Here is a 26,194-nt window from a genome sequence, read left to right as displayed (position 1 = left end):
TTCTCCAGATGTCTATTACCTGATTTGATGTAATTTGCACGACTTATCGCACTTGCATATAAACTGCATCTGAGATAGCAGGAATTTCCGCGTAACGTCCTAGCAGAGACTGAGCGATGGAGTAAATAACTCCTGCCATAATGCCGAGAAAAATAGTTGTGTATAAAGTTTGGATCGCAAACCCGCCGGCGGGAATGAGACCAACAACATCTGTAAGAATACCGAATAAAAAGATGATAATGTCTAAAAGTATGGCTTGCATGGTATTGAAACGAATAAAATGACTGATTTTCTCGTTTCTGACCACTAACAACCATAAAGCAAAGAAAATAATTAAGCCTGCATAACGAACGCCGTAGTAGATTCTCAACAAGGGAATTAGGGGGAAAAATATCAGTTGCAAGGCGGGAAACTGCCTAAACAAAAATTCCCCAAACACAAAAACCTCAATTATAGGAAGTAGATAAGGTAAACAAGCAAAAATTCTATCGGAAATTGTTGTAGAACCACGCCATGTCATTATTGCGTTCTCCTGTGGCTAAATTTCATTAGTTCCTTGAGCTTAGGATAACGCAGTTACTCAGTCTTACTGAAGAAGTTATGATTTATTCTATATGGGCAATGCGAAAACCCATTAAACATTCATACTGCTCTGGCTGCTGTTCGGCAAGTTTGCGAATAGCTTGACCACAGCTAAGTTTACCTCCAAGCCATCGGGGTTGACCTCTCCCATTAGCGAGTAAACAAGATTGGCAAACCTGCTCAGGTGGGAGGATTTGATCTTCCATTAAAATGACTAGCATCTAAATCCCTCCTGTAAGTCCTAAATTTTAACTGTATTTCTCCAGGGGTAGAAACATTGAGTAATGGGTACTGGGGATTGGGTATTGGGTATAAGGGTTTTTGCCTATTTGATTTTTCTTTACATTGGGTGATTTTATTTTGCTAACTTACTTACTTCGGTTGATCTTGACGAAGCTCTAGCAATCTTGGCGATAAAAATGGGAACACTCACAAAAAAATCGTCAAGTGAACCTTAATTTATTGTATGTTGTATATCCTGGAGATTAAGTCTTTAGGTAAACAGGCATACATAAATTATTACTTGTTGTTAGTGTGAATAAAAGAGGTGTGGGGTTGTAAACAGTGAATAGTGAACGGTGAACAGTGACCTTGTACCAAGATTTTTGTTAATTAACTGATAACTGTTAACTGGTAACTGATTTGGTCAGGGTTTAAGGGGGTGGGAGTTAAAGAATAGTGATGACAAAGCTCTGAATATACTTATAGAAATTGTTAATTTTGCAGGGAGCGAAGCGACGTGACTAAGACGAATTCAGATTTTTTGGCTAATTCTGATCCAGCGATCGCCGGATTAATCAATCAAGAACTTCAACGTCAACGCGATCATTTGGAGTTAATTGCTAGCGAAAACTTTACCTCTGCGGCTGTCTTGGCGGCTCAGGGTTCGGTACTGACAAATAAATACGCTGAGGGGCTACCTGGAAAGCGTTACTACGGCGGTTGCGAGTTTGTTGACAAAATTGAACAAATAGCCATTGACCGGGCTAAACAGCTATTTGGTGCGGCTCATGCCAATGTCCAACCTCATTCTGGCGCTCAAGCTAATTTTGCTGTCTTCCTGAGTTTATTGGCACCAGGGGACAAAATTATGGGGATGGATTTGTCTCACGGTGGACACCTCACCCACGGTTCCCCAGTGAATGTTTCTGGTAAGTGGTTCCAAGTGAGTCACTACGGTGTCAGTCAACAAACAGAACGACTAGACTATGACCAAATCCGCGATTTAGCATTAAAAGAACGTCCCAAACTCTTGATTTGTGGTTATTCTGCCTATCCACGAATTATTGACTTTGCCAAGTTCCGCAGCATTGCTGATGAAGTCGGCGCTTACTTGCTGGCGGATATTGCTCACATTGCCGGTTTAGTTGCTAGTGGACTCCATCCTGATCCCATTCCCCACTGTGATGTAGTTACCACCACCACTCACAAAACCCTCCGAGGCCCCAGAAGTGGTTTAATTTTGACTCGTGATGCCGAACTCGGTAAAAAGCTAGATAAATCAGTGTTTCCTGGTAGTCAAGGGGGTCCATTAGAACACGTGATTGCGGGTAAAGCAGTTGCCTTTGGTGAAGCCTTAAAACCAGAATTTCAAACATATTCAGCGCAAGTCATTGAAAATGCCCGTGCTTTAGCCACTCAACTACAAAATCGGGGCTTAAAACTGGTATCAGATGGCACTGATAATCATTTGATGTTAGTAGATTTACGGTCTATAGACATGACTGGAAAACGAGCCGATCAACTAGTCAGTGAAGTAAATATTACCGCTAATAAAAATACAGTTCCCTTCGATCCCCAATCACCATTTGTTACCAGTGGTTTAAGACTAGGTTCACCAGCTATGACGACACGCGGCTTAGGAGTGGCAGAGTTTACCGAGATTGGCAATATTATCGCTGATCGCCTACTCAACCCAGAATCAGACACAGTAGCCCAAGATTGCCGCCAACGAGTAGCCGCATTATGCGATCGCTTCCCCTTGTATCCGCACTTGGAAATTCCTGTACCAGTCTTGGCATAAAAAAAGGGGACAAGGAGAAAATACTTGTATAGGTTCTTTCTCCCCATCTCCCCATCTCCCCATCACCCCATCCTCCTATCCCCCAATCCCCACTCCCAAATTCCTCACTGATCAGGGTCGGAAATATAGTAAAAATAAGTAGGAAACATCCTCGATAGATTTTTGTTTCATAAACTACTCATTAAAAATACAGATGCCTGCTCAGATTTATCATCTGATTGCCTTTCTTGTGGCTGCGGTAGTCGTTCTCTGGACTACGCCGGATGTGAGGAATATTGGTATAAAAAGTGGACGTGTCGATAGACCGGGCGATCGCAAAATCCATGATCGGCCAATGGTACGCTTGGGAGGAGTTTCTATCTTCGCTGGGACAATCATTTCTTTACTCATTGTGTGGTGGATGGGTGGATTTGGTAATTTGCCTCCTGAGAAGGAATGGCAAGTCTGGGGTGTAACTTTGGGTGGACTAGGCTTTTTTCTCATTGGGTTAGCTGATGATTTATTAAGTCTCTCTCCCTTAGGACGCTTGCTAATTCAAGTCATTGTTGCGGCTGGTGCATGGAAAGCAGGTGTCAGCATAGATTTTATTACCGTTCCCACGATGGGAATAGTTGATTTGAATTGGCTAAGTTTACCTATCACCGTGATTTGGTTGGTGGGGATGGTAAATGCTATTAACTGGATTGATGGCTTAGATGGTTTAGCGGCGGGAGTATCGGGAATTGCGGCTGTAGTGATGCTACTGGTGTCTCTATTTATGCACCAACCCGCAGCAGCTTTGATTGCGGCTGCTTTAGCTGGTGCAGCGTTGGGATTTCTGCGCTACAATTTCAACCCGGCACAAATTTTTATGGGTGATGGTGGCTCTTATTTTATGGGCTTTACCTTAGCGGCTGTCGGTGTGATTGGTTTAGTCAAGATTCCTGCTTTCACCGCCGTCATTTTGCCTTATTTAATTTTGGCAGTTCCCATTGTCGATATGTCAGCAGTGATCTTGTCACGCCTTCGCCGGGGTAAATTACCTTGGGTAGCAGATAAACGCCACCTGCACCATCGATTGCTACAAGCCGGTTTATCTCATCGCTGGACGGTTTTGTTTATTTATTCCCTAACTCTGTGGGTGGGAAGTTTAGCCTTGGTTGTCGCTGGTGTTCCCAGCAGCGTTGCTTACGCTTGTGGTGCGACTTCGTTGCTAAGTTATGTCGTGTGGCGAGTGTGGAAACTCTCACAGCAAAAGTAATTCGTAATACTCGCCAAAGGCGAGAAGCAAGCTACGTAATACCCTACGGGAAGGCTTGCGCCTACGTAATTCGTAATTAAGAGTTTTCATGAAAAAATAGAGGTTCAAAGCCGTATTAACGTGAGTTCGACAAGTCTTTTTTGACCTCTCCCCCAACCCCTCTCCGACGCGGAGAGGGGAGTCAAAAACATAAAATATCAACGAAAAATCAAGGTTTTAAAGCCTCTCTCCTTTTAGGGGAGAGGTTTGGAGAGGGGTTTTTTCCAGTCGTCGAACTCACGCCGTATTACATCCCGCTACGCTAACACCCTGTAGGCGGTTGGCTTTTCCCTATCACCTGTCACCTATCACCTGTCACCTATCACCTGTCACCTATTCCCTATCACCTATCACCTAATTACATGAGTGCAGAAATTATTTGTGTTGGTACTGAATTGCTTTTAGGGGATATCCTCAACGGGAATGCTCAATATCTGGCGCAACAATTAGCCCAACTCGGTATACCCCATTACAATCAAACAGTTGTGGGGGATAATCCAGAACGCATCAAGCAAGTTATCGAAATTGCTATTTCCAGAGCGAAAATTCTCATTTTTACTGGTGGTTTAGGCCCTACACCAGATGACTTGACTTGTGAAACTATCGCTGATTTTTTTGGTGCGCCTTTGGTAGAACACCCAGAAATTATTGAAGACATAACACAGAAGTTTACTCAACGTGGTCGGGTGATGACACCCAGTAACCGCAAACAAGCTTTGATTCCCCAAGGGGCAGATGTTTTACCAAATCCCAGTGGTACAGCACCGGGGATTATCTGGCAACCTCGTGCTGATGTGACAATTTTAACTTTTCCCGGTGTTCCCAGTGAAATGCACCGGATGTGGGCAGAAACAGCAGTACCATTTCTCAAAAGTCAAGGCTGGGGTCAGGAAATTATCTTTAGCCGTAGTTTAAAGTTTTGGGGAATTGGGGAATCAGCTTTGGCGGAGAAAGTTACCGCCTATTTAAATTTGCCCAACCCCACAGTCGCACCTTATGCGGGGAAGGGAGAGGTGAGATTGCGCGTTTCTGCTAAAGCCTCTTCACAAGCAGAAGCTGAGGTTTTGATTGCACCCGTTGAGCAGCAAATTAAAGACATTGCTGGCTTAGATTTTTATGGAGTGAATAATGATACCTTAGCTGCTGTTGTGGGTGAGTTATTACGGTTGGCAGGGGAAACTCTATCAGTGGCAGAATCTTGTACTGGTGGTAGTTTGGGGCAAATGTTAACGGAAATTTCTGGTAGTTCTGATTACTTCTGGGGTGGTGTGATTTCTTACGATAACTCTGTAAAAGTGGGGTTGTTGGGGGTGAACACAGATGATTTAGAGACAATGGGAGCAGTCAGCAACACTGTAGCCGAACAAATGGCGATAGGTGTCAAAACTCGCCTCTCTACTACCTGGGGTTTGAGTATCACAGGTATTGCTGGCCCGACTGGAGGGACAGACACTAAGCCAGTGGGTTTGGTTTATATCGGTTTAGCTGGCCCGAAGGATGAAGTGACAAGTTATAAATATCAGTTTGGCACAATGCGCGATCGCTCTTTCATTCGTCATTTAAGTGCGTGTACAGCCCTGGATTTGCTACGGCGGCGATTGTTGACAAGGTGAAAATCACAGTTGAGTTGGTAGAGTGCGTAAACAGTTATCAGTTATCAGTTATCAGTTATCAGTGTTGATTAACTGTTTACGCACCCTAAGTTTTGGATATTTTCTGATCTGGAAGTCCTTAAGTCAAGTGCATGAACACCATTTTCAATAATTCTGCACGGGTAAAAGGTTTAGTCAAATATCCAGATGCACCAACTAATCTGGCTTTAACTTTATCAACTAGTCCTTTGTAGCCTGTGACGAAAATGATGGGAGTGTTTTTAAACAGGGAATTGTTGCGGATAATACGACATAGTTCATAACCGTCAATTCCTGCCATATTGAGATCCAATAAAATTAAGTCTGGTTTGTGGCGAATAATTGACATAGCCGCTTTGAGAGGATCGTTAATAGCTACTACCGTAAAGTTTTCACTCTCTAAAAAATGGCTAATTTCTTTGAGAATTGTCGGACTATCATCTACAGAAACAATTTTGTATATCTGTTGGGTAGTTCTGGTAATAGCTGTTACTCTTTCAGGATGAGGATTTGTGGTATTTGATAATGTTAGTTCTTGATGACTGGCTTTGGCAGGCGCAGAAATTTGTGGCGATCGCACAACAGGAGCTAAATTATCTATAGCTAAAATCGGGGTAATGGGGTTGGCATGACTACTCAGTTCTACTACTGTGTCTACTAATGTTTTATGCAGTAATTCAGTTGTGTATTGAGGAGTTGATGTTAATTGTGTGGGAATTTTTGGTAATTGATCAAATGGTGGATCTGGCTCATGTAAGATAATTTCTCCCGTCAAGATGTAAGGGTATAAATTTTGAGCCAGTTGGATTTCATCTTGATTCATGATGATCGCCAAATGACGCAGACTAAAACCTTTCATCCAGTGGGTTAATTGCGGCTGAAGTGCTGGAGAATTTTTGCCGTTAATCAACAGGTAAGGACGCTGATAGGGAGATGTGATTTGTGGGACGCAAGACTGCCAATGTTGCAATCTCATTTGACAACGTTCTATGACTTTAATGACATCCAGTCGGCAAATTAGAGGTAATTTCTGTTGTGTATCACTTAATTCGTAAGTACCACTTTTGATTAACAAAAATGATTCAATCACATCTTTGACTAGTTCCTGAATCAACACTGTCGCTTGTGTGGTATCCAAATATCCTTGATCTATTAGCCAATGAATAGCTTGATACTCAGGTGGTTGGTAGATTAATTGATTTTGTAATTCAGTTTCAAATAACAGGCGTAATTGCACCCGAATTTCGTTAGTTATTTGGGGAATTTGCGGATTCAGGCGACGTAAATGCCGTTCTAATCTGTCAAATGGTTCTACAGAATGGGTGGCATAGGTGATTGCGCCATCTTCTAGGTAAATTAACCAATTAACTGAGTTACTAAAAGCTTGTAAACAGGTGGTGTCAAAACAACTAAATAAATGTCTTAATAAACCGTGAGGACGTAGTGCTGTAAATGTGCCGTAATTATTCATATTGCTGAAAGTGAGTAGTGAGTGCTGAGTGCTGTTAGCGGAAGCGGGGCGTTTAGCCCGTGCTGAGTGAGGGAGTGAGGGAGTGAGGGAGTGAGGGAGTGCTGAGTGCTGAGTCAGGAGTGAGGGAGTGAGGGAGTGAGAGAATAAGAATTGCTAATGACCATTGACTAATGACCATTGACCATTGACTAATGACTATTGACTAACTATTTTTAATAGAGGATATTTGTGAGATTTAGAGACTTTTGACAAACTTAATTTTCCTGCATATAGATACATATTTTACCAACTAGATAATTTAAATTATTTATGATGTGTCAAATCGTTGACTAAATTATCATACCCAATACATTCAAGACATTTAGCATTGAAGTTATTTCAATTACATTAGGTATTTTTGTCATGATGATTAATTTCATTTTAAATTTTATTTCTATATATAAAAATAGAAATTCCACATAAAATCTTTAAAGAATTATGTAGGCAAATGCAAGTCATTTATTATATTCTGTGTTTGCTCTAGATAAATTTTGGTAGATGGGTTAATGTCCCTGATGGGAACTGGCAATTTGTGATTTACTCTATATCCTGATTAAGATTTTCTAAAATATGTAGAGCTTGCGGTTAAAACGACTTGTGGAATGAAGACTAAACTAGCTATCACTAAACATCTACCTTTGGTCTTGTCGGCTTCGGCTGTGAAAACTATATACTTTGTAAAAAGGAAAATAGAGCTTTGGACTATAACATAACACAAAACGTTATGAATGATACCTTAATCCTAGATGAAATAGTGGAGTTTGCTGAGAACCCAGAACCGCGTTGTCCTTGCGTGTTGTTACTCGATACATCTGGCTCGATGCAAGGTGCTGCTATTGAGGCTTTAAATCAGGGCTTGCTGAGTTTAAAGGATGAATTGGTGAAAAATTCCATAGCAGCCAGACGAGTAGAAATTGCGATCGTGACGTTTGATAGTCATATCAATGTAGTGCAAGACTTTGTGACGGCTGATCAATTTAACCCACCCATTCTGACAGCACAAGGATTAACTAGTATGGGTGCGGGTATTCATAAAGCCTTGGATATGGTGCAAGAACGCAAATCTTTGTATCGTGCCAATGGGGTGGCCTATTATCGTCCGTGGGTGTTTATGATTACGGATGGTGAACCACAAGGAGAATTAGACCATCTTGTAGAGCAAGCCGCTATCCGCTTGCAAGGAGATGAGGCTAGCAAACGTGTGGCATTTTTTAGCGTGGGTGTAGAAAATGCCAACATGACGCGGTTAAACCAAATAGCTGTCAGGACACCCCTAAAACTCAGAGGATTGAATTTTATTGAGATGTTTGTTTGGTTATCGGCTAGTATGTCGGCAGTTTCCCACTCGCAGATAGACGAACAGGTAGCACTACCGCCGATTGGCTGGGGTTCTATCTAATTGGCAACGCGGCTTGACACTTACACAGCTAGCTGACAAAACAAATATATGAAAACATCAAAACAGAACCCTCATTGGCAGGTAGTCGCCGCCTCTGTCTGTGGTACAAGCCACGTTAAAACCAAGCAGCTGTGTCAGGATGCTCACCACTGGCAGCTATTGCCGGGTAATATATTGGTAGCAGCAGCCGCAGATGGCGCGGGTTCTGCCAGTCAAGGGAAAGTTGGGGCGATGGTGGCTGTGGAAACAGCAATTGAGAACCTGACGCTAAAAGAGATTACCAGAGCCTCCTTGGCTGATGATGAAACTGTGCAATTGCTGTTAACTGAGGCCTTACTAGCCGCAAAAAAAGCAGTGGAAGACGAAGCGGTGGCTTGTAACCAACAGCCTCAAGATTTAGCAACTACTTTAATTATTGCGATCGCTTCACCAGACATGGTAGCAGCAGCCCAAATTGGTGATGGTTTGGCAGTAGCTAAGGATCGTCTGGGCAACTTACTAGCGCTAACCATCCCTGACAACGGCGAGTATATCAACGAAACAACTTTTCTCACTTCCCCAGGGGCATTAGATACAGCGCAGATGCGGTTATGGCGCGAAACCATAGAAAACATCGGAGTCCTGACTGACGGACTACAAATGCTGGCGTTAAATATGGTTGTTGGCGAACCTCACAAACCGTTCTTTTTTCCATTATTCGATTTTGTGAAAAATGCCGAAGATCAAGCAGAAGCGAAAGAACAGTTAGTCAGGTTCCTCAGTTCTGAGCGCATTACCCAACGTACTGATGATGATTTGACGCTGATTATTGGTTCTTTTAAGCATTTGTGAAGGAGGCGGAAGGACTAGAGGCGCTTAGGCTAGGGCGTGTTTTCAAAGTCTTAGATCCCCCCAACCCCCCTTAAAAAGGGGGATTTAGGGGGATCTAAAAAGTTAGGGAGCTAAACGAGTAGTTTGAAAACACGATTTAGAAGCTAGATGTTAGTCTTTTTACTCCCCTCCCCCCACTCCCCACTCCCCACTCCCCACTCCCCCTATTACTCATGAAGGTACTACGCTATCTTCCCCAGGAAGAGATTATCAACCTCAGTGTAAGTTTAGGGCGTGGCGGTGAAGCTTGTATTTATGCTGTGCCATCGGAAGGTGATTTCGTGGCTAAGGTTTATCACAAGCCAACCATCGCTCATGCCAGTAAACTCCGTGCCATGCTTGTCAACCCACCGGAAAATCCTACGGTGAGTTTGGGGCATATTTCTATTGCTTGGCCGCAAGAACTATTGTGGGCGGCTGATGAAAGTGAACGTGTGATTGGCTTTTTGATGCCCCGGATTCGGGGGATGCGTCCTGTCATCGACTTTTACAACCCCAGAACTCGCCGTCAACACTGTCCTCTGTTTAATTATCAATACCTGCTGCGGACAGCTCGTAACTTGGCGGCAGCTTTTGCGGCTTTACATAACAGTGGCTATTGTGTCGGTGATGTGAATGAGTCCAATATCCTGGTGAGTGACACTGCCCTTGTCACCTTGGTAGATACTGATTCCTTCCAGGTGCGTGACTCGGAAAACGATGCTGTTTATCGTTGCCCTGTGGGTAAACCAGAGTTTACCCCACCAGAACTACAAAATAAAATCTTTGCTCATCACGATCGCCAAATTAGCCATGACTTGTTTGGTTTAGGGGTGCTAATCTTCCAACTGTTGATGGAAGGTACACATCCTTTCTCTGGCATTTTTCAAGGTGTGGCTGAACCACCACCTTACGAAGCGAGAATTGCGGCGGGACATTTCACCTATAGCCAAAGAAAGCAAGTCCCTTATTTAGCCACCCCCATTGCGCCATCTTGGGAAATTCTCCATCCTAGATTACAGGAATTGTTTGTCCGTTGTTTTGAGGATGGTCATCATGACCCCCAAGTTCGCCCTAATGGGCAGGCTTGGCTTTCAGCAATTGCGGAAGCGGAAGATTCCTTAACTACCTGTACAGTCAACCCCCAACATCGTTACAGCAACCACCTGCACACCTGCCCTTGGTGCGAACGTGCCATGCGGTTGGGGGGACGTGATCCCTTTCCTTCTGCCCAGGCAATTGAAAATAGAGAACATTTACGTCCACGTATCCCCAGTAGACGACGGCATGGGCAACAGGCACAACCATCGCCACTGCCGGTGATGCCGATGTTTACATCCAACTGGCACTCACCTACGCCCAGCTTTTCGCCTCATCGCCAGCGCTGGCAAGGGAAATTTTACCCGGTAGTCTTTTGCTTGCTGGGTTTTGGGGTGTTGGGTTATTTGGATGTGGTGACAAAATTCACCCGTCCTTTAGTGTCTCGGAATAACTACGCCCAACAAGCACTGATGCCACGCCAAGCAACTGGTAGTGTCCTCAGTTCTGCTGATTATTTCCAGCAAGGTGATACTGCTTACCAAGTGCGGGATTATAAACAAGCAATAGACAACTTTACCCAAGCCATCCAACAACAACCGACAAACGCCAAAGCCTTGGTGAATCGAGGTAACGCCCGCTATAATCTCAAAGATTACGAAGGTGCGTTAGCCGACTATACAGCAGCGTTGCAAATTAATCCCGACGAAATTAAGGCATTTGTCAATCGAGGCAACGCCCGCTATATGCTAGCTGAGTATAGCAATGATCCTGATCGGGAGTATAGACTAGCGATCGCTGATTTTGACCAAGCCCTACAACTCAACGACAAGGAAGCCGAAGCTTACATCAGAAGGGGGATTGTGCGATCGCAAATTGCCAAATACAGTGGGGACACGATCAAAGATTACCAAGAAGCGATCGCTGATTTTGACCGTGCTATCAAACTCAACCCAGCTAAAACCGAGGCTTATTTTCAACGGGGGACTGTGCGCTATCAAATCGCTCAATATAGTGGTGATTCTACCCACACCTATCAACAGGCGATCGCTGACTTTGACCAAGCATTAAAAATTAATGACAAGCTAGCCAAGGTTTATCTCAAGCGTGGCACAGTTCGCTATGAACTTTCCCAACTTACTAGTAATATCTCTGACACGAATAATGTCAAAGCTCTAGAAGATTTGCAGATAGCCGCTAAACTTTCTTTAGAACAAGAAGATACCGATAGCTATCAACAAGCACTCAGCAATATCTGTATCATTGAGGAAAGCAAATGTAATGCTTTATTTCAAAGTTCTACGCTCTCAGAATCTTTAGATACAGACATAACTGCAAAACAATGAAAGGTAATAGGTAACAGGTAACAGGTAATAGGTAACAGGTAATAGGTAACAGGTAACAGGTAATAGGTAACAGGTAATAGGTAATAGGTAACAGTATTAGTAGGTTGGGTGGAGCTTTGCGTAACTCAACATGATCTGAGGAATCCAATGTATATCTTGGTGTTGGGTTTCCTGATCTATGTTGGGTGGCGTTACACTCCACTCAACCTACAATTTTTTGTCATATATTTGGGTATATTTATCAATCTGATTGAGCAAATTATCACCTATTTTTTTGCTATGGAGATGTTTGTATTTTGTCTTTTAAATATTGATGTAACTCATATCTTGCACCAAGCGACTGGAAGTCGCGGCTACACAGGCAAAACCCGCCTGCGCGGGTTTCAAACACTTGATGTTGCGTTAGTCCGCGTAGGCGGACTTTGTTTGTATAGCCGCGATTTCTAATCGCTGGGGCTAGGTGCAAGATGTGAGGTAATAATTATCACTATTTTTTAGTATTCAAAAACTTAATGAATCAGAGTTTTTACTATCTGGATATAATTGCTTACTAAGTAATGGTTGAACCTATTTAGGTTAGATATTTTTAGTTTCATTAGTATTCACTAAGGTTTCATACAGAAAAGATTTATATTTACGAGTTCTTTATACAATTGCTGCGAATAACCGTTAGATTATTTACGGAGAAAAGTACATCGAAAATGAATTTTTCTTCTATCCAGTGCATCCTCTTCATCCTGATAAATTTTCAATATTAATTTACCTGTAAGCAAATCTCCGAGGTAATTGCATGAAAGCGGTGATTTTGGCTGGAGGTCTTGGTACACGCCTCAGTGAAGAAACCAGTATCAGACCCAAGCCGATGGTGGAAATTGGTGGTAAGCCAATCCTTTGGCACATTATGAAAACATATTCTGCTCACGGCATTAATGATTTTATTATTTGCTGTGGCTACAAAGGTTACATCATTAAGGAGTATTTTGCTAACTACTTCTTACATATGTCGGATGTCACTTTTGATATGCGATTTAACCAGATGAACGTACATTCTGGTTACGCTGAACCTTGGCGTGTCACTTTGGTAAATACAGGCGATCACACCATGACAGGTGGACGCTTAAAGCGCGTTGGTGAGCATTTGGGAAATGAAACTTTTTGCTTTACCTATGGTGACGGTGTTAGTGATACAAATATCACTGAGCTAATTAAATTTCATCAAGAACAAAAGAGTTTAGCCACACTCACAGCCGTCCAACCAGCAGGACGTTTCGGGGCAATTTCTCTAGGACAAGAGCAAACAAAAATTGCCAGCTTCCGAGAAAAACCAGAAGGTGATGGTGCTTGGATTAATGGTGGTTATTTCGTATTAGAACCAGAAGTCATCGATTTAATTGCTGATGATACTACGGTTTGGGAGAAAGAACCATTAGAAAAGTTAGCAGATATGCAACAATTGTCTGCTTTTAAGCATCATGGTTTCTGGCAACCGATGGATACATTGCGAGATAAAAACTACTTAGAGGAGTTATGGAAAAATAACCAAGCTCCTTGGAAGGTTTGGTAATAGCGCTACGCGAATTCAAAATTCAAAATTCAAAATTAATCAATTTTGTAATTTTGATATTATTTATATTGATTTCCGTCAGAAATATTACTCACTTCAAAATTAATGTAATTGTAATTGCAGTAATACCAATGTACGATTTTGCCATTGTCGGTGGGGGAATAGTTGGACTATCAACAGCTATGTCCTTGGGCAAACGCTACCCCCAAGCACGAATTTTAGTATTAGAAAAAGAAAGCCAATGGGCATTTCATCAAACTGGCAATAATAGTGGGGTGATTCACTCTGGTATTTACTACAAACCAGGGAGTTTCAAAGCTAAGTTTTGCAGTGATGGTAGAGACTCAATGGTAAAATTTTGCCAAGATTATGGCATTGACCATGAAATATGTGGCAAGGTAATTGTAGCGACTGATGAGCAAGAATTACCACGTCTAGAAAACCTCTATAAACGTGGCTTAGACAATGGCATAGCTGTTCAGAGAATTAGCCCCGAAGAAGTTAGAGAAATTGAACCTCATGTTAGCTGCATTGGGGGAATTCGAGTTTTTTCCACTGGCATTGTCAACTATAAACAAGTTTGTTTAAAATATGCCGAATTAATTCAACAGCAGGGTGGAGATTTACGCCTGAATACCAAAGTGCTGAACATTGTTTCTAGTGGTAAAAATCACGTTTTGGAAACCAATAACGGCAACTTTAACACCCGTTTTGTGATCAATTGTGCCGGATTGCACAGCGATCGCATTGCTAAATTAGGAGGAGTCCAACCCCAGGCGAAAATCGTACCCTTCCGGGGAGAATATTACGAACTCACCCCTGAAAAACGTTATTTGGTCAAAACTCTCATTTACCCGGTTCCTAACCCAGATTTCCCATTTCTGGGCGTTCATTTCACTAAAATGATCGACGGTAGCGTCCACGCTGGGCCAAATGCAGTTTTGAGCCTCAAGCGGGAAGGTTACAAAAAAACAGACTTCAACCTTAGAGATTTTGCTGAGGTGATGACATACCCCGGTTTTTGGAAACTCGCCGCCAAACACGCCGATGAAGGTATTCAAGAAATTATTCGCTCCTTCAGTAAAGCAGCCTTCACGAGAAGTTTGCAAAAACTGATTCCCGAAGTCCAAGCCGAGGATTTAGTACCGACTCATGCGGGGGTACGCGCTCAAGCTTTAATGGATGATGGCAAACTGGTGGATGATTTTTACATTGTCCCTGGTGAAAACTCCATCCATGTTTGCAATGCACCCTCACCAGCAGCGACTTCTTCCTTGGAAATTGGCAAAGCAATTGTTGCCCAAATCCCCCAGCAATCACACCTTGAGAGTTATTCAGTGCTGAGTAGTGAGTAGGAAACTCACTCATTAAATAGTCTCTAATTTAACGTGAGTTCGATGACTGAAAAAACCCCTCTCCAAACCTCTCACGCCAGTTTGCTCAAGTCGGGAAACCCGCCCACGCAACTGGCTCCCCTAAAAGGAGAGAGGCTTTAAAAGCTTGATTTTTCGTTGATATGTGATGCTCTTTACTCCCCTCTCCGCGTCGGAGAGGGGTTGGGGGAGAGGTCAAAAAAAATTTGTCGAACTCACGTTAATCTAGTGCTGACTAGAAAACTCACTCCAAACTCAGCACTAAGCACTCAGCACTCCAAACTCAGCACTCATCACTCCTAAATATACAGAATTTGACACACATGAAAATCTTAGTAACTGGAACCGAAGGTTATCTTGGCTGTTTATTGCCTTCTTTGTTAATTGGTAGAGGCCATGAAGTTATTGGTGTCGATACAGGCTTCTATAAAGTTGGTTGGTTGTACAACGGTACAGAACACACGGCTAGAACCTTAAACAAGGATATCCGCCATATTACTCCGGAAGATTTGCAAGGTGTAGAGGCGATCGTCCATATGGCGGAACTATCTAATGATCCTACCGGACAACTATCACCAAATATCACCTACGACATCAATCATTTGGGTTCAGTGCGTCTAGCTAACCTAGCCAAGACTATGGGTGTGCGGCGCTTCGTCTATATGTCTTCCTGTAGCGTTTATGGAGTAGCTACGGAGGGTGATGTAACAGAAGAATCACCAGTAAATCCACAAACAGCTTATGCAGAGTGCAAAACTCTGGTAGAACGAGATGTCACCCTTCTTGCTAATGATGACTTCTCTCCTACTTTCATGCGAAACGCCACTGCTTTTGGTGCTTCCCCCAGAATGCGGTTTGATATAGTCTTGAACAACTTGTCAGGCTTGGCGTGGACTACTAAAGAAATCAAAATGACTAGTGATGGTACACCCTGGCGGCCATTAGTCCACGCTTTAGATATTTGCAAAGCGATAATTTGCGCCCTAGAAGCACCCCGCGATATTATTCACAACCAAGTATTTAATGTTGGTGATACAGCTAATAATTACCGCGTGAAAGAAATTGCTGAAATCATCGCTGCTACTTTCCCTGGATGTAAATTATCCTTCGGAGACAACGGTGCAGATAACCGCAGTTATCGAGTATCTTTTGACAAAATCAACACTATTCTTCCTGGATTTAAGTGTGATTGGGATGCCCAACGTGGTGCTAGACAACTATTTGATTTATTCAGTCAAATAGATATGACAGAAGATACATTTTTGTTTAGAGGATTTACACGGTTAAAGCAGTTGGAATATTTAATCCGGACTGAACAAATTGATCAAGATTTCTTCTGGAGTGTTAAGTAATTTATAACTCTGTGTCTCTGTGACTCTGTGGTAAACAAGAATTTATCTAACCACAGAGTCACCAAGGCACAGAGAAAAATTAAAATCAAACTTTGTTCTTAAATATGAATAAACTATTAACTATTGCTATCCCAACTTATAATCGGGCTGAATTACTGGATCAACAGTTAACTTGGCTCGCAAATGCGGTCAAAGGATTTGAAGCAGATTGTGAAATCTTGGTTTCAGATAACTGTTCGACTGATAATACTCAAGATATTATTCAAAAATGGCAACAACAGTTAGATAATATCACATTTAAATCTCACAAGCATCCAGAAAATTTAGGCGTAATGAAAAACATTATGTATTGCCTAAGTTCTGCGGAAACAAAATATGTTTGGACAATTGGCGATGATGATCCTGTTCAAGATAGAGCAATTCCTTATGTGATTAATAAAATCAAACAGCATGAAGATTTAGGATTATTATTCCTCAATTTTTCTGGTCGGAATAAAATTACTGGACAACCAGTTTACCCACCAACTATTATTGGTAATCGCTGGTTTGATGCTGATTGTGAAGATGGCTGTGGTGATAGTAAAGCTATTTTTGAATATTGTTTTGCTAAAAGTGTTGGTGCAGTTATTTTCCTCTCTGCTAGTATTTATCGTACTGATTTAGTCAAACAAGCTCTGAAAAAGTGGACAGATGCGGCTAGTAATTGGATTTCTCTAGCTTATCTGGCTGGTTATTGTGCTGCTCACGGTAGATTGATTATCACGAGAGAGACTTATTTAGAATGTATTGTGGGTGTAAGTTACTGGCAAAAAGAGCCAAAATCAGCTTTATTAATGCAGTATAAACATATTCCTGAAGTTATTTTAAAACTTCAAGAAAATGGATATTCACAGCAATTTTGTCAGCGAATGCTGCTACATAATTCCAAAGAGGTCAACTTAAAAGTTTTCTTGGGTGCTTTAAGAAGATGGCCTGTATCTGCTATCAAAGTAGTTGTGCCATTTTTGGCTTTAGTGAGCATGACTGCTTTTGATGTCATAGCTTTTAGAGAGATGAGATTATCCGCAGCTATTGAACCATCATCTCAAGAAATTCGCTCTAATAATAAACTTTCATCACAAAAATCTCTGCTTAAATAAAGAGCTTTCAGTATGCCAAATAACATCCAAGAAAAAATCAGTTCGTTAAGTTTTGAATTAGATTATCAAGCGAGACTAAAAAAACACAGCAAAAATTTACCCCCATTGGAACCAGGCGATCGCCAAATCTTAAATACTCTCAAACGCGACGGTATTTATATTACGAACTTAGCAGAATTAGGCTTTAATTCCAGTTCCCAAATGCTGAGTATATCTGACCAAATTTTACCGACTATGGGTCAGGCAAATTACAATTCTGCTAGTGAAAATCACCCAGAAATTTACATTGTTACCGACTTACCAGAATTTTATAACTGGGGAAGTGAACCAAGACTACTCAACATAATCGAAAACTATATTGGTCTTCCTGTCGCCTATCATGGTGTCCATTTACGCAAAGATTTTCCTAACGAAAATCAATTTGCTACATTATTATGGCATAGAGATATTGAAGATCGTCGTGTTTTGAAAGTCATTGTTTACTTAAATGATGTAGACACAGAACAAGGGCCTTTTGAATACGTACCGCTTGCTTTTACTTCCTTACCTAAACTTAATTATTATCGGATTAAGTACAAGATTAAAAACACAGGTGGAATCGATGATCAAACATTAAATCAAATTGTCCCCAAATCAGCTTGGAAGTCTTGTACAGGTAAAGCAGGAACAGTTATCTTAGCTGATACCAGAAGACTTTTACATCATGGTACTCTCCGCACTCAAGAACGCTCAACGCTATTTTTTGCCTACACAGCTAACCCACCCAAACAACCCCAACTTTGTACTCACTTCTGGGATAATTCCTATCCTAAACCAGACTTTATTCGAGCATCTGCTGAAGTAAAAGTGGATGATATACCGACTTTGGTAAAATAACTAATCATGCTATGTTGGAGACAATTCAAAATCAAATATCTACATTAAGCTCTGAGTTGGTTTATAGATTAAAGCTATGGCAACATCAGTATAATTTACCAGCTTTAGATGCAGGCGATCGCCTAATTGTCAATACCCTTAAAACAGAAGGTGTTTACATCACCAATTTAGAGGAATTAGGCTTAACATCTACTACAGAGTTATTAACATCTGCTCATAGTCAATTAGCACAAACGTCAACAGTGAGCAATCAAAATACATCGAGAAGATTGCCACAAATTTACACAGTTACAGACCTAGCAGCATTTAGCAATTGGGGACAAGAAACTCGATTATTACAGATAATTGAAAACTATCTTGGTCTACCTGTTGCTTTTCAAGGTGTCCATTTACGCAAAGATTTCCCTAATCAACACCAGTTTGGTACTTTACTCTGGCATAAAGATTCTGAAGACCGCAAAATGGTGAAAATTATCATCTACTTAAATGATGTAGATGAAAAACACGGTGCTTTTGAATATGTTCCTGTGCATTTAACATCATTTCCTCATAGGAATGCTTATCGAATTAATCACAAATTAAAGCAGTCCGGATATCTGGGATTAACCGATGAACAATTAGAAGCAATTATCTCTAAATCCGCATGGAAATCTTGCCCAGGTGCAGCAGGTACAGTAATTATTACTGATCCCAGAACGGCTATACACCACGGGACAATTCGCACCCAAGAACGACCAGCCCTATTTTTTGTTTACACTGCTAATCCCCCCAAACGTCCAGAACTTTGTACACAATACTGGGATCAAACTTACGCTAGACCAGAAATAAATCAAGTTCCTGTTTAGCTATTTCCTTGAGTGTAAATCCTAATTAATTAGTAACCATTAACTGTAGACAATTACTATTCGATAAAGCCATGATTTTTACTACTACATCACTTAAAGACGCATTTATTGTTGACTTAGAAGAAAAGCCAGATCATCGTGGCTTCTTTGCCCGGACTTTTTGTGCTAACGAATTTTCTGCACATGGGTTAAAACCAGTAGTGGCTCAATGTAACCTTTCATATAACTATAAAAAAGGCACATTACGAGGTATGCACTATCAACTTAAACCAGCCGCAGAAACAAAATTAATTCGCTGCATTAAAGGTGCTATCTATGATGTCATTATTGATATGCGTCCTGAGTCACCAACATTTTTATCCCACTTCGGTGTAGAACTGACCGCCGAAAATCGTCGGGGTTTATATGTTCCAGAAATGTTTGCCCACGGTTATCAAGCGCTGACTGATGATGCGGAAGTTGTCTATCAAGTAGGTGAATTTTACACCCCAGGTTATGAAAAAGGTCTACGTTACAACGACCCATTTTTTAACATTGAATGGCCTTTAGAAGTAACTGTAATTTCTGATAAAGATGCTAATTGGCCTTTATTAGAAACTTTACCAATTGGTAGCCCAGATCCGGTGGAAGCGGTTTGTTAATGAGTAATCCCGCATTTCTCACAAGCGGTAGGGGCGGGTTTACAGAAATGATTAATGATTAATAATGATCTTAATGAACCCGCCCCTACAATCTTTGGACAAAGAGAAAACCTCAGTTTAATAAGTCTGGTGAGAAATCCGGGTAATGAGTGCTGAGTAATTAGTAGAGAGTAGAGATTAGTAATTTTTCTTAGCTCTTCTGTTGCTTGTTTAAAAAATAAAGGAATTAAGCAAATGATTATTATTGATAACGCTCTGAAGGCTCGTGCTGCGGCTGGTAATCCGGTGAAAGTAGGTATGATTGGCGCTGGTTTTATGGGTCGAGGAATTGCCAATCAAATTATTAATTCTGTGCCAGGAATGGAGTTAGTTGCGATCGCTAACCGCAGTCTTGATGGTGCTAGACGAGCTTATGTCGAAGCGGGTCTGGAAGAAATCCAAGTCGTTAATAGTGTCGGCGCATTAGAAACAGCGATCGCTCAAAATAAATATGCTATTACAGAAGATGCCAAATTGGTCTGCCAAGCTGAGGGTATCGACGCTATTATCGAAGTCACTGGTGCAGTGGAGTTTGGCGCTCATGTGGTGATGGCAGCGATCGCTCATCGCAAACACGTCATCATGATGAATGCTGAACTCGACGGTACTATCGGTTCTATCCTGAAAGTCTATGCAGATAAAGCCGGAGTGATTCTGAGTGCTTGTGATGGCGATCAACCAGGGGTACAGATGAATCTTTACCGATTTGTCCAAAGTATCGGCTTGACTCCTCTCTTGTGCGGTAACATCAAAGGATTGCAAGACCCCTACCGCAACCCGACAACCCAAGAAGGATTTGCTAAACGTTGGGGACAAAAAGCCCATATGGTGACCAGTTTTGCCGATGGGACGAAGATTTCCTTTGAACAGGCGATCGTTGCTAACGCTACGGGGATGAAAGTTGCCAAGCGTGGGATGTTGGGATATGACTTCACTGGTCATGTTGATGAAATGACTAATATGTATGATATCGAGCAACTCCAAGAACTAGGCGGGATTGTTGATTATGTCGTCGGTGCAAAACCCGGCCCTGGCGTGTTTGTCTTTGCTACCCACGATGACCCCAAACAACAACATTACCTCAACCTCTACAAGTTAGGTGAAGGCCCTCTCTATAGCTTCTATACTCCCTATCATCTCTGTCATTTTGAAGTCCCCTTGTCTGTAGCTCGTGCTGTCCTGTTCCAAGATGCAGTTATGGCTCCCCTAGCCGCACCCTTAGTCGATGTCGTCACCACCGCCAAAATCGACCTGAAAGCCGGAGAAACCCTGGACGGAATCGGCTACTACATGACCTATGGACAATGTGAAAACTCCCCCATCGCTCAACAGCAAAACCTCTTACCAATGGGTCTAGCAGAAGGATGTCGTCTCAAACGCGATATTTCCAAAGATCAAGTCCTCACCTACGATGATGTAGAACTACCCGCAGGTAGACTTTGCGACCAACTCAGAGCCGAGCAAGATAAATATTTTGCCCCAGAAAAAGTTCTCGCAACTGTTGGTTAAGATTTGGATTGAATCAGTAGAACACACAAGTAGCAGCACAACATAGCATTTCCTAATCTGCTGAGGTACTGAGTACATCGCTAAATAAAATTGGGCAATCTCCGCGCCCCTCCGCGTTTTACTCCGCGTACCTCCGCGTTTAAAAAATTATTCCTCTACCTCACTTAACTGGGAATCGCTATATATTGTGTTCCTACAAAACACATATTTCATACCTCTACAAAACCTCCCTTCCATAAGGGGGGTTGCAAGCATCTTATGAGAAATCTGACAACCTTTATTTCAAAAGTATGAAAATTGCTCTAGTACATGATTACTTAACTCAACGCGGTGGAGCAGAACGAGTATTTGAACTGTTTTGTAAGCGCTATCCCCAAGCGGATATTTTTACATCATTATATGACCCAGAAAAAACTATTGATATTAGCGATCGCCTAGTTAACACTACTTTCTTACAAAAAATTCCCGGTGCAGCTAAACATTTCCGGTTAATGGCTCCTTTATACTTTCCAGCTTTTCGTTCCTTGGATTTACAAGACTATGATTTAATCATTAGCAGTAGCACCAGTTTCGCCAAAGCCGTCAGAAAGAAACCAGGTGCTAAACATATTTGTTTTTGTCATAACGTCACTCGTTTCTTATGGGATACCCAAACTTATTTACGAGAGTATAGTGATTATAGATATCTTGCCCCGATCATCGAGCAAATTTTTCAATTGATGCGAAATATCGACTTGAAATATGCCCAAGAACCTGATATTTATATTGCTAATTCCAGTACAGTTGCTCGTCGCATTCAACAGATTTACGGCAAGCAAGCCATCATGATCAACTATCCCATTGATACCAGCAACTTTGTCTTTTCTGATACTAAAGATGAGTATTATTTAGCATCAGCACGGATGATTAGTTATAAACGACTCGATATTATCGTTGAGGCTTTTAATTGGCTCGGATTACCCTTAGTCATCTCTGGTGATGGCCCAGAAAGAGCAAGATTACAAGCAAAAGCTTTAGATAATATTAAATTTTTAGGTCATGTCAGTGACAGCAAACGCAAAGAATTATTTTCTCAAGCAAAGTCTATTATCGTCGCTGCATTAGAAGACTATGGTTTAGTGCCTGTCGAAGCTAATGCCAGTGGCACACCAGTGATTGCTTTTGGCGCTGGTGGGGTATTAGATACTCAAATACATGGCAAAACGGGAGTCTTTTTTACTCGGCAAACACCAGAATCTTTACAAATGGCCTTATTAGAGTCCGGAGAAATCTCTTGGAATTATGAAAATATTCGTAATCATGCTGTGAATAATTTTTCTGAGCCTGTTTTCTTTCATAAGGTTGAGCAAGTTATTACTCAAACTTGTAGCCTCAATTAATCATTCACGTAATTTATTAGTAGTTCGTGTGGTGTTTTGTAAATAAGGATTATAAACATGGTTCAAACTAGTCTAAGTACTAATATAAATACTGCTGATAGCGAACCAAGTTACGGCAAAATTTTTTCTGTATTTTTGCGTAGATCACCTTGGTTTTTGATGGCATTTATCACAACTGTAGCTCTAGCTGGGTTAATTACGGCTCGGACAAAACCCATCTACAAAAGTACGATGCAGTTGTTGATTGAACCTAATTATCAAGGTAAAAACGAAGGCGGTGGTACAGAGTCTCAATTTCTCGAACCTGATATCCAAATAGACACTGCTACTCAGTTAAATCTGATGCAGAGTACAGGATTAATTCAACAAGCAGTTAGTAAGCTGCAAGGTGAATATCCAGACTTGACAGTAGCTGAGGTGAAGAATGCTTTAGTCCTAAATCAACTCAGGACAAAAGAAGATAATGTTGCAACAAAAATTTTCCAAGTAGACTTTACTTCTGGCGACCCGGAAAAGACACAAAAAATTCTCAGTGCTATCCGCCAAGTCTATGTGGAATACAACAAACAGCAGCAAGACACACGCCTCAAAAAAGGTCTGCAAGTTATTCGAGAACAGTTGAGCAAAGCCAGTGAAGAGGTGAATGCGGCTGAAGCCAACTTACAACGCTTCCGCAGAAATCAGAATTTAATCGACCCGGAAGCCCAAGCAAAAGCCTTAGAAGATGGTTTAAATACAATTGAGCAAGAACGTCGAACGACTCGTTCTGCTTATCAAGAAGCTTTAGCCAAGCAAAAATCTCTAGAAGAACAACTCAACCGTTCTCCGCAAAATGCTTTGGTTGCTTCTCGGCTGAGTCAGTCTACTCGCTATCAAGGCTTACTCAACGAAATTCAAAAAACTGAATTGTTATTGGCTCAAGAACGCTTGCGGTTTACCGATGAGACTCCTAGCGTCCAGAAACTCAAGGAACAACTGCAAAGCCAAAAGGAATTATTACAGCAAGAAGTCGGTAGAACTTTAGGTGTGAAGTCTGTAGGGATGTTTAATTCTGGCGAACCTCTACTAGAACAAGGACAATTTGGACAAATTGACCTGAGTTTAGCTAGTCAGTTAGTAGAATCTCAGACAAACATAGTTGCATTAACTGCCCGTGACCAAACTTTAGCCCAAAAAGAAAATCAGCTACGGCTGGAAATTAAACGCTTTCCGCCTCTGTTGGCTTATTACAATCGTATACAACCACAGTTACAATTTAGCCGGGAAAGGTTAGAGCAATTGTTGCGTGCAGAACAGCAATTACGTCAGGAACTTGCCAAGGGTGGGTTTAATTGGGAAGTTGTGGAAGAACCCCAACCAGGTATAAGATTAGGCCCCAATCTTCAGCAGAATTTGATGCTGGGTGCAGTTGTGGGGTTAATGTTGGGGGGGATTGCTGCCTTTATTCGAGAAGCTTCTGATGATTCTGTTCACACCACTGCTGAGTTGGAAAAGCAAGCGGCTTTGCCTTTGTTGGGAACTACGCCTAAATTGCCTCCTGCGAAAACTAGAGAATCAGTCATCAAGTTACCTTTTGGCAAGCCAGAAGTCATGGCTCCTTGGACAGTCCAGGTTTTACAATCTCCACCACGTTGGGAATCGTTGGATCTGATTTACAAAAATATTGAGCTGTTAAATTCAGTTAGTAGCTTAAAGTCTTTGATGGTGACTTCACCTGTGGTTGATGAGGGTAAGTCTGGTTTGGCATTGGGTTTGGCGATGAGTGCGGCTCGACTCCACAAGCGGGTACTCTTGATTGATGCGAATTTACGTAATCCTAGCCTACATGAACAACTGAATCTTCCCAACGACCAAGGGCTAGCAACTCTATTAGCCAGTGATATCACTCTTCCTCATCAAATTGGGATTCACACCTTGGGTTCAACCTACATTGATATTTTGACGGCTGGCCCTATACCTGTTGACTCAGCAAATCTGTTGAGTTCTCCCAGAATGACGCAATTAATGTCAGCTTTTGAAGAGAGCTACGATTTGGTGATTATCGATGCACCACCTGTGATTGGTTTAGTAGATGCTTTATTGACAGCTTCATCTTGTCGCAGTGTGGTGATGGTGGCAAGCATCGGCAGAGTAACTCGCAATCAAATAGCCCAAGCTACAGCGATGTTGAGCAAGCTTAACCTAATTGGGGTTGTGGCTAATGGTGTCACCAATGGTAGTACTTACGTGCAGTACGCTAAAGAATATCGATTGGCGCTACAACAGGCAGTGGAGAAGTAATTCAGGTTTAGCCTACATTTCTCACAAAACGGTAGGGGCGGGTTAACGAGATATTTGTGAATGATTGAAGCATATTTGTGAACCCGCCCCTACAGCCTCTGGACTTCGGTTTGATAAATTTCGTGAGAAATCCGGGTTAGGGATGTAGGGATTTAACTGTACTTGCGACTTCTTTAATCATAGTTTTTGGTTGTGCGATCGCCTCTCAACAGGTGCGATCGCACATATCGTTATTGCTAAAATATTAATGTCTTAGATAAACTTTTTTCGCGTCATAATTTAACTTGTGGCGATCGCTGATAATTAAGTATATTTATCCTAGCTTTATAATTAACGGCAAAAATTGCTGGCTATTTAAAGAATAAATAAAGAGTGAGCGTCATTACATAGTCATTCCTACAGACTCTTATATCCTAGAGATGGAAATTCACCTCCAATGTCTCAAAGACAATTGTGGACTAGTTTTCATCGGTTCATCTTATAAGTAAACAGGTAAACTTAGCATCTCAAGAAAGGCTTCCTGTTGGGCAAATTTTTCTCTGTTTGAAAGAGTAATGAGTAGTGAGTAGTGAGTGCTGAGTGCTGAGTCATGAGTAATAAGTAGTAATTAATTATTCTCCCCTGCTCCCCTGCCTCCCCTGCTCCCACTGTATCGCAAGTATCTCCAACTTTACTCCCATCAAGGTCTTTGGCATTGATAGCCTTTGATATCACCTCAGCGATTTACTTTGTATAAATCCAAAGACATTATGACAAGCACAATAATTTCACCTATTGAAAATTACGCCGCAGCGACTCCCCAGCAAGCAATTCATCGCTCCTCACAATACACCCTCCAGTGGCGACGGGGTCAGTTGTTGGTAAGATTGCCGAAAAAAGTCAAACAGCCACCTATACCTTCTTTGGACAATGAGCAATTATTAGCCAAGTGCTTGCAAAATTCCCCGGTTAATTTGGTGAGTATAGATGCCAAATTGGGGGAATCTGTGTTAGAGTTCTGGGCTGAAGCCTGTAAACAAGCTGGTAAGCCAATCTTCCTCCACACACCCCCTGGCTCTCAACTATCTAAAGTCAGCAAGCAACCCTGGAATTGGTTGTGGCGACTAATGGACTGGGTAATTGCTTTCGTATTCTTGCTATTTATGAGTCCAGCAATTTTGGTTTTAGCTATGTTGATGCGAAGTGACTCACCCGCACCTGTTTTTACCTATGAGTGGCGTGTGGGAGAACGAGGAAGATTATTTCCAGCAATCAAGTTTCGCACCACCAGTTATTACAACATCACACTTTTAGAGCGTTGGCTACGAAAATCTAGCCTAGATAATCTCCCTCAATTGTGGAATGTACTACAGGGTGACATGAGTTTGATGAGATATCGTTCTTGGACTCTAGAAGAAGTTGTCAGATTTAGTTTGGAAGGTAATGGGTAAGAGTCAATAGTCAATAGTCATTAGTCATTAGTCAATAGTCATTAGTCATCAGTCGTTAGTCGTTAGTCAGTACTCTCAGACTTCCGACTTCCACTCATCACTCAGCACGG

The 26,194-nt window shown here is 41.7% G+C and carries 21 protein-coding genes; 18 read left to right on the top strand and 3 right to left on the bottom strand.

The features are described from left to right. Window positions 1-43: 43 nt before the first annotated feature. Together FD725_RS11585 and FD725_RS11580 are read right to left on the bottom strand one after the other, a co-directional pair. Window positions 44-520: a Tic20 family protein gene (locus tag FD725_RS11585; protein WP_179048282.1), complete on the bottom strand. Its 477-nt coding sequence runs from the start codon at window positions 518-520 to the stop codon at window positions 44-46. Between the two features lie 85 nt (window positions 521-605). Further along, a complete protein-coding gene (locus FD725_RS11580) occupies window positions 606-803 on the bottom strand; it encodes a hypothetical protein (protein ID WP_179048281.1) in 198 nt (65 codons plus the stop codon). A gap of 518 nt (window positions 804-1,321) precedes the next feature. Here FD725_RS11580 and glyA point away from each other — a divergent pair. The 3 genes from glyA (at window position 1,322) to FD725_RS11565 (ending at window position 5,497) form a co-directional block, all read left to right on the top strand. Then, complete coding sequence (gene glyA, locus FD725_RS11575; RefSeq protein WP_179048280.1) at window positions 1,322-2,605, top strand: serine hydroxymethyltransferase; 1,284 nt, start codon at window positions 1,322-1,324, stop codon at window positions 2,603-2,605. A 193-nt stretch (window positions 2,606-2,798) separates the two neighbouring features. Continuing rightward, window positions 2,799-3,845 (top strand): glycosyltransferase family 4 protein, encoded by a 1,047-nt coding sequence (locus FD725_RS11570; RefSeq protein ID WP_179048279.1) that lies wholly within the window; start codon window positions 2,799-2,801, stop codon window positions 3,843-3,845. Window positions 3,846-4,246: 401 nt separating this feature from the next. Continuing rightward, complete coding sequence (locus FD725_RS11565) at window positions 4,247-5,497, top strand: competence/damage-inducible protein A (RefSeq protein WP_179048278.1); 1,251 nt, start codon at window positions 4,247-4,249, stop codon at window positions 5,495-5,497. A gap of 118 nt (window positions 5,498-5,615) precedes the next feature. On the opposite strand, the gene FD725_RS11560 is transcribed toward FD725_RS11565, so the two are convergent. Then, window positions 5,616-6,986, bottom strand: a complete 1,371-nt coding sequence (locus tag FD725_RS11560; RefSeq protein WP_179048277.1) for a response regulator — start codon at window positions 6,984-6,986, stop codon at window positions 5,616-5,618. 763 nt (window positions 6,987-7,749) lie between these two features. On the opposite strand from FD725_RS11560, the gene FD725_RS11555 reads away from it, so the two are divergent. From FD725_RS11555 to hepC, 15 genes are all read left to right on the top strand, one after another. After that, entirely contained in the window at window positions 7,750-8,424 is a 675-nt protein-coding gene (locus FD725_RS11555) for a VWA domain-containing protein (protein WP_179048276.1), read from the top strand. Window positions 8,425-8,472: 48 nt separating this feature from the next. Then, complete coding sequence (locus tag FD725_RS11550; RefSeq protein WP_179048275.1) at window positions 8,473-9,255, top strand: PP2C family serine/threonine-protein phosphatase; 783 nt, start codon at window positions 8,473-8,475, stop codon at window positions 9,253-9,255. A 212-nt stretch (window positions 9,256-9,467) separates the two neighbouring features. Continuing rightward, window positions 9,468-11,657 carry a tetratricopeptide repeat protein gene (locus FD725_RS11545; RefSeq protein WP_179048274.1) on the top strand — a complete coding sequence of 730 codons (2,190 nt, stop codon included), beginning with the start codon at window positions 9,468-9,470 and terminating at the stop codon, window positions 11,655-11,657. Between the two features lie 147 nt (window positions 11,658-11,804). After that, window positions 11,805-12,104 (top strand): hypothetical protein, encoded by a 300-nt coding sequence (locus FD725_RS11540; protein WP_179048273.1) that lies wholly within the window; start codon window positions 11,805-11,807, stop codon window positions 12,102-12,104. 343 nt (window positions 12,105-12,447) lie between these two features. Beyond that, window positions 12,448-13,221 (top strand): glucose-1-phosphate cytidylyltransferase, encoded by a 774-nt coding sequence (gene rfbF / locus FD725_RS11535; protein WP_179048272.1) that lies wholly within the window; start codon window positions 12,448-12,450, stop codon window positions 13,219-13,221. A gap of 131 nt (window positions 13,222-13,352) precedes the next feature. Next, the gene (gene lhgO, locus FD725_RS11530; RefSeq protein WP_179048271.1) at window positions 13,353-14,576 is read left to right on the top strand and encodes an L-2-hydroxyglutarate oxidase; all 1,224 of its coding nucleotides are present in this window, start codon (window positions 13,353-13,355) and stop codon (window positions 14,574-14,576) included. 341 nt (window positions 14,577-14,917) lie between these two features. Then, on the top strand, window positions 14,918-15,946 hold the full coding sequence (locus tag FD725_RS11525) for an NAD(P)-dependent oxidoreductase (RefSeq protein WP_179048270.1): 1,029 nt from the start codon (window positions 14,918-14,920) through the stop codon (window positions 15,944-15,946). A 104-nt stretch (window positions 15,947-16,050) separates the two neighbouring features. Continuing rightward, the gene (locus FD725_RS11520) at window positions 16,051-17,085 is read left to right on the top strand and encodes a glycosyltransferase family 2 protein (RefSeq protein WP_179048269.1); all 1,035 of its coding nucleotides are present in this window, start codon (window positions 16,051-16,053) and stop codon (window positions 17,083-17,085) included. A gap of 12 nt (window positions 17,086-17,097) precedes the next feature. Further along, window positions 17,098-17,961 (top strand): phytanoyl-CoA dioxygenase, encoded by an 864-nt coding sequence (locus FD725_RS11515; RefSeq protein WP_179048268.1) that lies wholly within the window; start codon window positions 17,098-17,100, stop codon window positions 17,959-17,961. An 11-nt stretch (window positions 17,962-17,972) separates the two neighbouring features. Further along, the gene (locus tag FD725_RS11510; protein ID WP_179048267.1) at window positions 17,973-18,806 is read left to right on the top strand and encodes a phytanoyl-CoA dioxygenase family protein; all 834 of its coding nucleotides are present in this window, start codon (window positions 17,973-17,975) and stop codon (window positions 18,804-18,806) included. A gap of 71 nt (window positions 18,807-18,877) precedes the next feature. Beyond that, complete coding sequence (rfbC, locus tag FD725_RS11505; RefSeq protein WP_179048266.1) at window positions 18,878-19,447, top strand: dTDP-4-dehydrorhamnose 3,5-epimerase; 570 nt, start codon at window positions 18,878-18,880, stop codon at window positions 19,445-19,447. Window positions 19,448-19,681: 234 nt separating this feature from the next. Beyond that, window positions 19,682-20,995 (top strand): NAD(P)H-dependent oxidoreductase, encoded by a 1,314-nt coding sequence (locus tag FD725_RS11500; protein ID WP_179048265.1) that lies wholly within the window; start codon window positions 19,682-19,684, stop codon window positions 20,993-20,995. A 290-nt stretch (window positions 20,996-21,285) separates the two neighbouring features. After that, the gene (locus FD725_RS11495; RefSeq protein WP_179048264.1) at window positions 21,286-22,374 is read left to right on the top strand and encodes a glycosyltransferase; all 1,089 of its coding nucleotides are present in this window, start codon (window positions 21,286-21,288) and stop codon (window positions 22,372-22,374) included. A 57-nt stretch (window positions 22,375-22,431) separates the two neighbouring features. Next, window positions 22,432-24,654, top strand: coding sequence for a polysaccharide biosynthesis tyrosine autokinase (locus FD725_RS11490; protein WP_179048263.1), 2,223 nt, complete (start codon window positions 22,432-22,434; stop codon window positions 24,652-24,654). A 749-nt stretch (window positions 24,655-25,403) separates the two neighbouring features. Then, window positions 25,404-26,084, top strand: coding sequence for a heterocyst development glycosyltransferase HepC (hepC, locus tag FD725_RS11485; RefSeq protein WP_179048262.1), 681 nt, complete (start codon window positions 25,404-25,406; stop codon window positions 26,082-26,084). Window positions 26,085-26,194 lie beyond the last annotated feature (110 nt).

This window comes from Nostoc sp. TCL26-01 (assembly GCF_013393945.1).
Taxonomy (GTDB): domain Bacteria; phylum Cyanobacteriota; class Cyanobacteriia; order Cyanobacteriales; family Nostocaceae; genus Trichormus.
This window is presented reverse-complemented; position numbering and strand designations above follow the sequence as displayed.

Bases quoted from the DNA above. Each gene is read 5' to 3' on its own strand.
- FD725_RS11585 (WP_179048282.1), bottom strand. From the start codon at position 520: ATGACATGGCGTGGTTCTACAACAATTTCCGATAGAATTTTTGCTTGT.
- FD725_RS11580 (WP_179048281.1), bottom strand. From the start codon at position 803: ATGCTAGTCATTTTAATGGAAGATCAAATCCTCCCACCTGAGCAGGTT.
- FD725_RS11570 (WP_179048279.1), top strand. From the start codon at position 2,799: ATGCCTGCTCAGATTTATCATCTGATTGCCTTTCTTGTGGCTGCGGTA.
- FD725_RS11565 (WP_179048278.1), top strand. From the start codon at position 4,247: ATGAGTGCAGAAATTATTTGTGTTGGTACTGAATTGCTTTTAGGGGAT.
- FD725_RS11560 (WP_179048277.1), bottom strand. From the start codon at position 6,986: ATGAATAATTACGGCACATTTACAGCACTACGTCCTCACGGTTTATTA.
- FD725_RS11555 (WP_179048276.1), top strand. From the start codon at position 7,750: ATGAATGATACCTTAATCCTAGATGAAATAGTGGAGTTTGCTGAGAAC.
- FD725_RS11550 (WP_179048275.1), top strand. From the start codon at position 8,473: ATGAAAACATCAAAACAGAACCCTCATTGGCAGGTAGTCGCCGCCTCT.
- FD725_RS11545 (WP_179048274.1), top strand. From the start codon at position 9,468: ATGAAGGTACTACGCTATCTTCCCCAGGAAGAGATTATCAACCTCAGT.
- FD725_RS11540 (WP_179048273.1), top strand. From the start codon at position 11,805: ATGTATATCTTGGTGTTGGGTTTCCTGATCTATGTTGGGTGGCGTTAC.
- rfbF (WP_179048272.1), top strand. From the start codon at position 12,448: ATGAAAGCGGTGATTTTGGCTGGAGGTCTTGGTACACGCCTCAGTGAA.
- lhgO (WP_179048271.1), top strand. From the start codon at position 13,353: ATGTACGATTTTGCCATTGTCGGTGGGGGAATAGTTGGACTATCAACA.
- FD725_RS11525 (WP_179048270.1), top strand. From the start codon at position 14,918: ATGAAAATCTTAGTAACTGGAACCGAAGGTTATCTTGGCTGTTTATTG.
- FD725_RS11520 (WP_179048269.1), top strand. From the start codon at position 16,051: ATGAATAAACTATTAACTATTGCTATCCCAACTTATAATCGGGCTGAA.
- FD725_RS11515 (WP_179048268.1), top strand. From the start codon at position 17,098: ATGCCAAATAACATCCAAGAAAAAATCAGTTCGTTAAGTTTTGAATTA.
- FD725_RS11510 (WP_179048267.1), top strand. From the start codon at position 17,973: ATGTTGGAGACAATTCAAAATCAAATATCTACATTAAGCTCTGAGTTG.
- rfbC (WP_179048266.1), top strand. From the start codon at position 18,878: ATGATTTTTACTACTACATCACTTAAAGACGCATTTATTGTTGACTTA.
- FD725_RS11500 (WP_179048265.1), top strand. From the start codon at position 19,682: ATGATTATTATTGATAACGCTCTGAAGGCTCGTGCTGCGGCTGGTAAT.
- FD725_RS11495 (WP_179048264.1), top strand. From the start codon at position 21,286: ATGAAAATTGCTCTAGTACATGATTACTTAACTCAACGCGGTGGAGCA.
- FD725_RS11490 (WP_179048263.1), top strand. From the start codon at position 22,432: ATGGTTCAAACTAGTCTAAGTACTAATATAAATACTGCTGATAGCGAA.
- hepC (WP_179048262.1), top strand. From the start codon at position 25,404: ATGACAAGCACAATAATTTCACCTATTGAAAATTACGCCGCAGCGACT.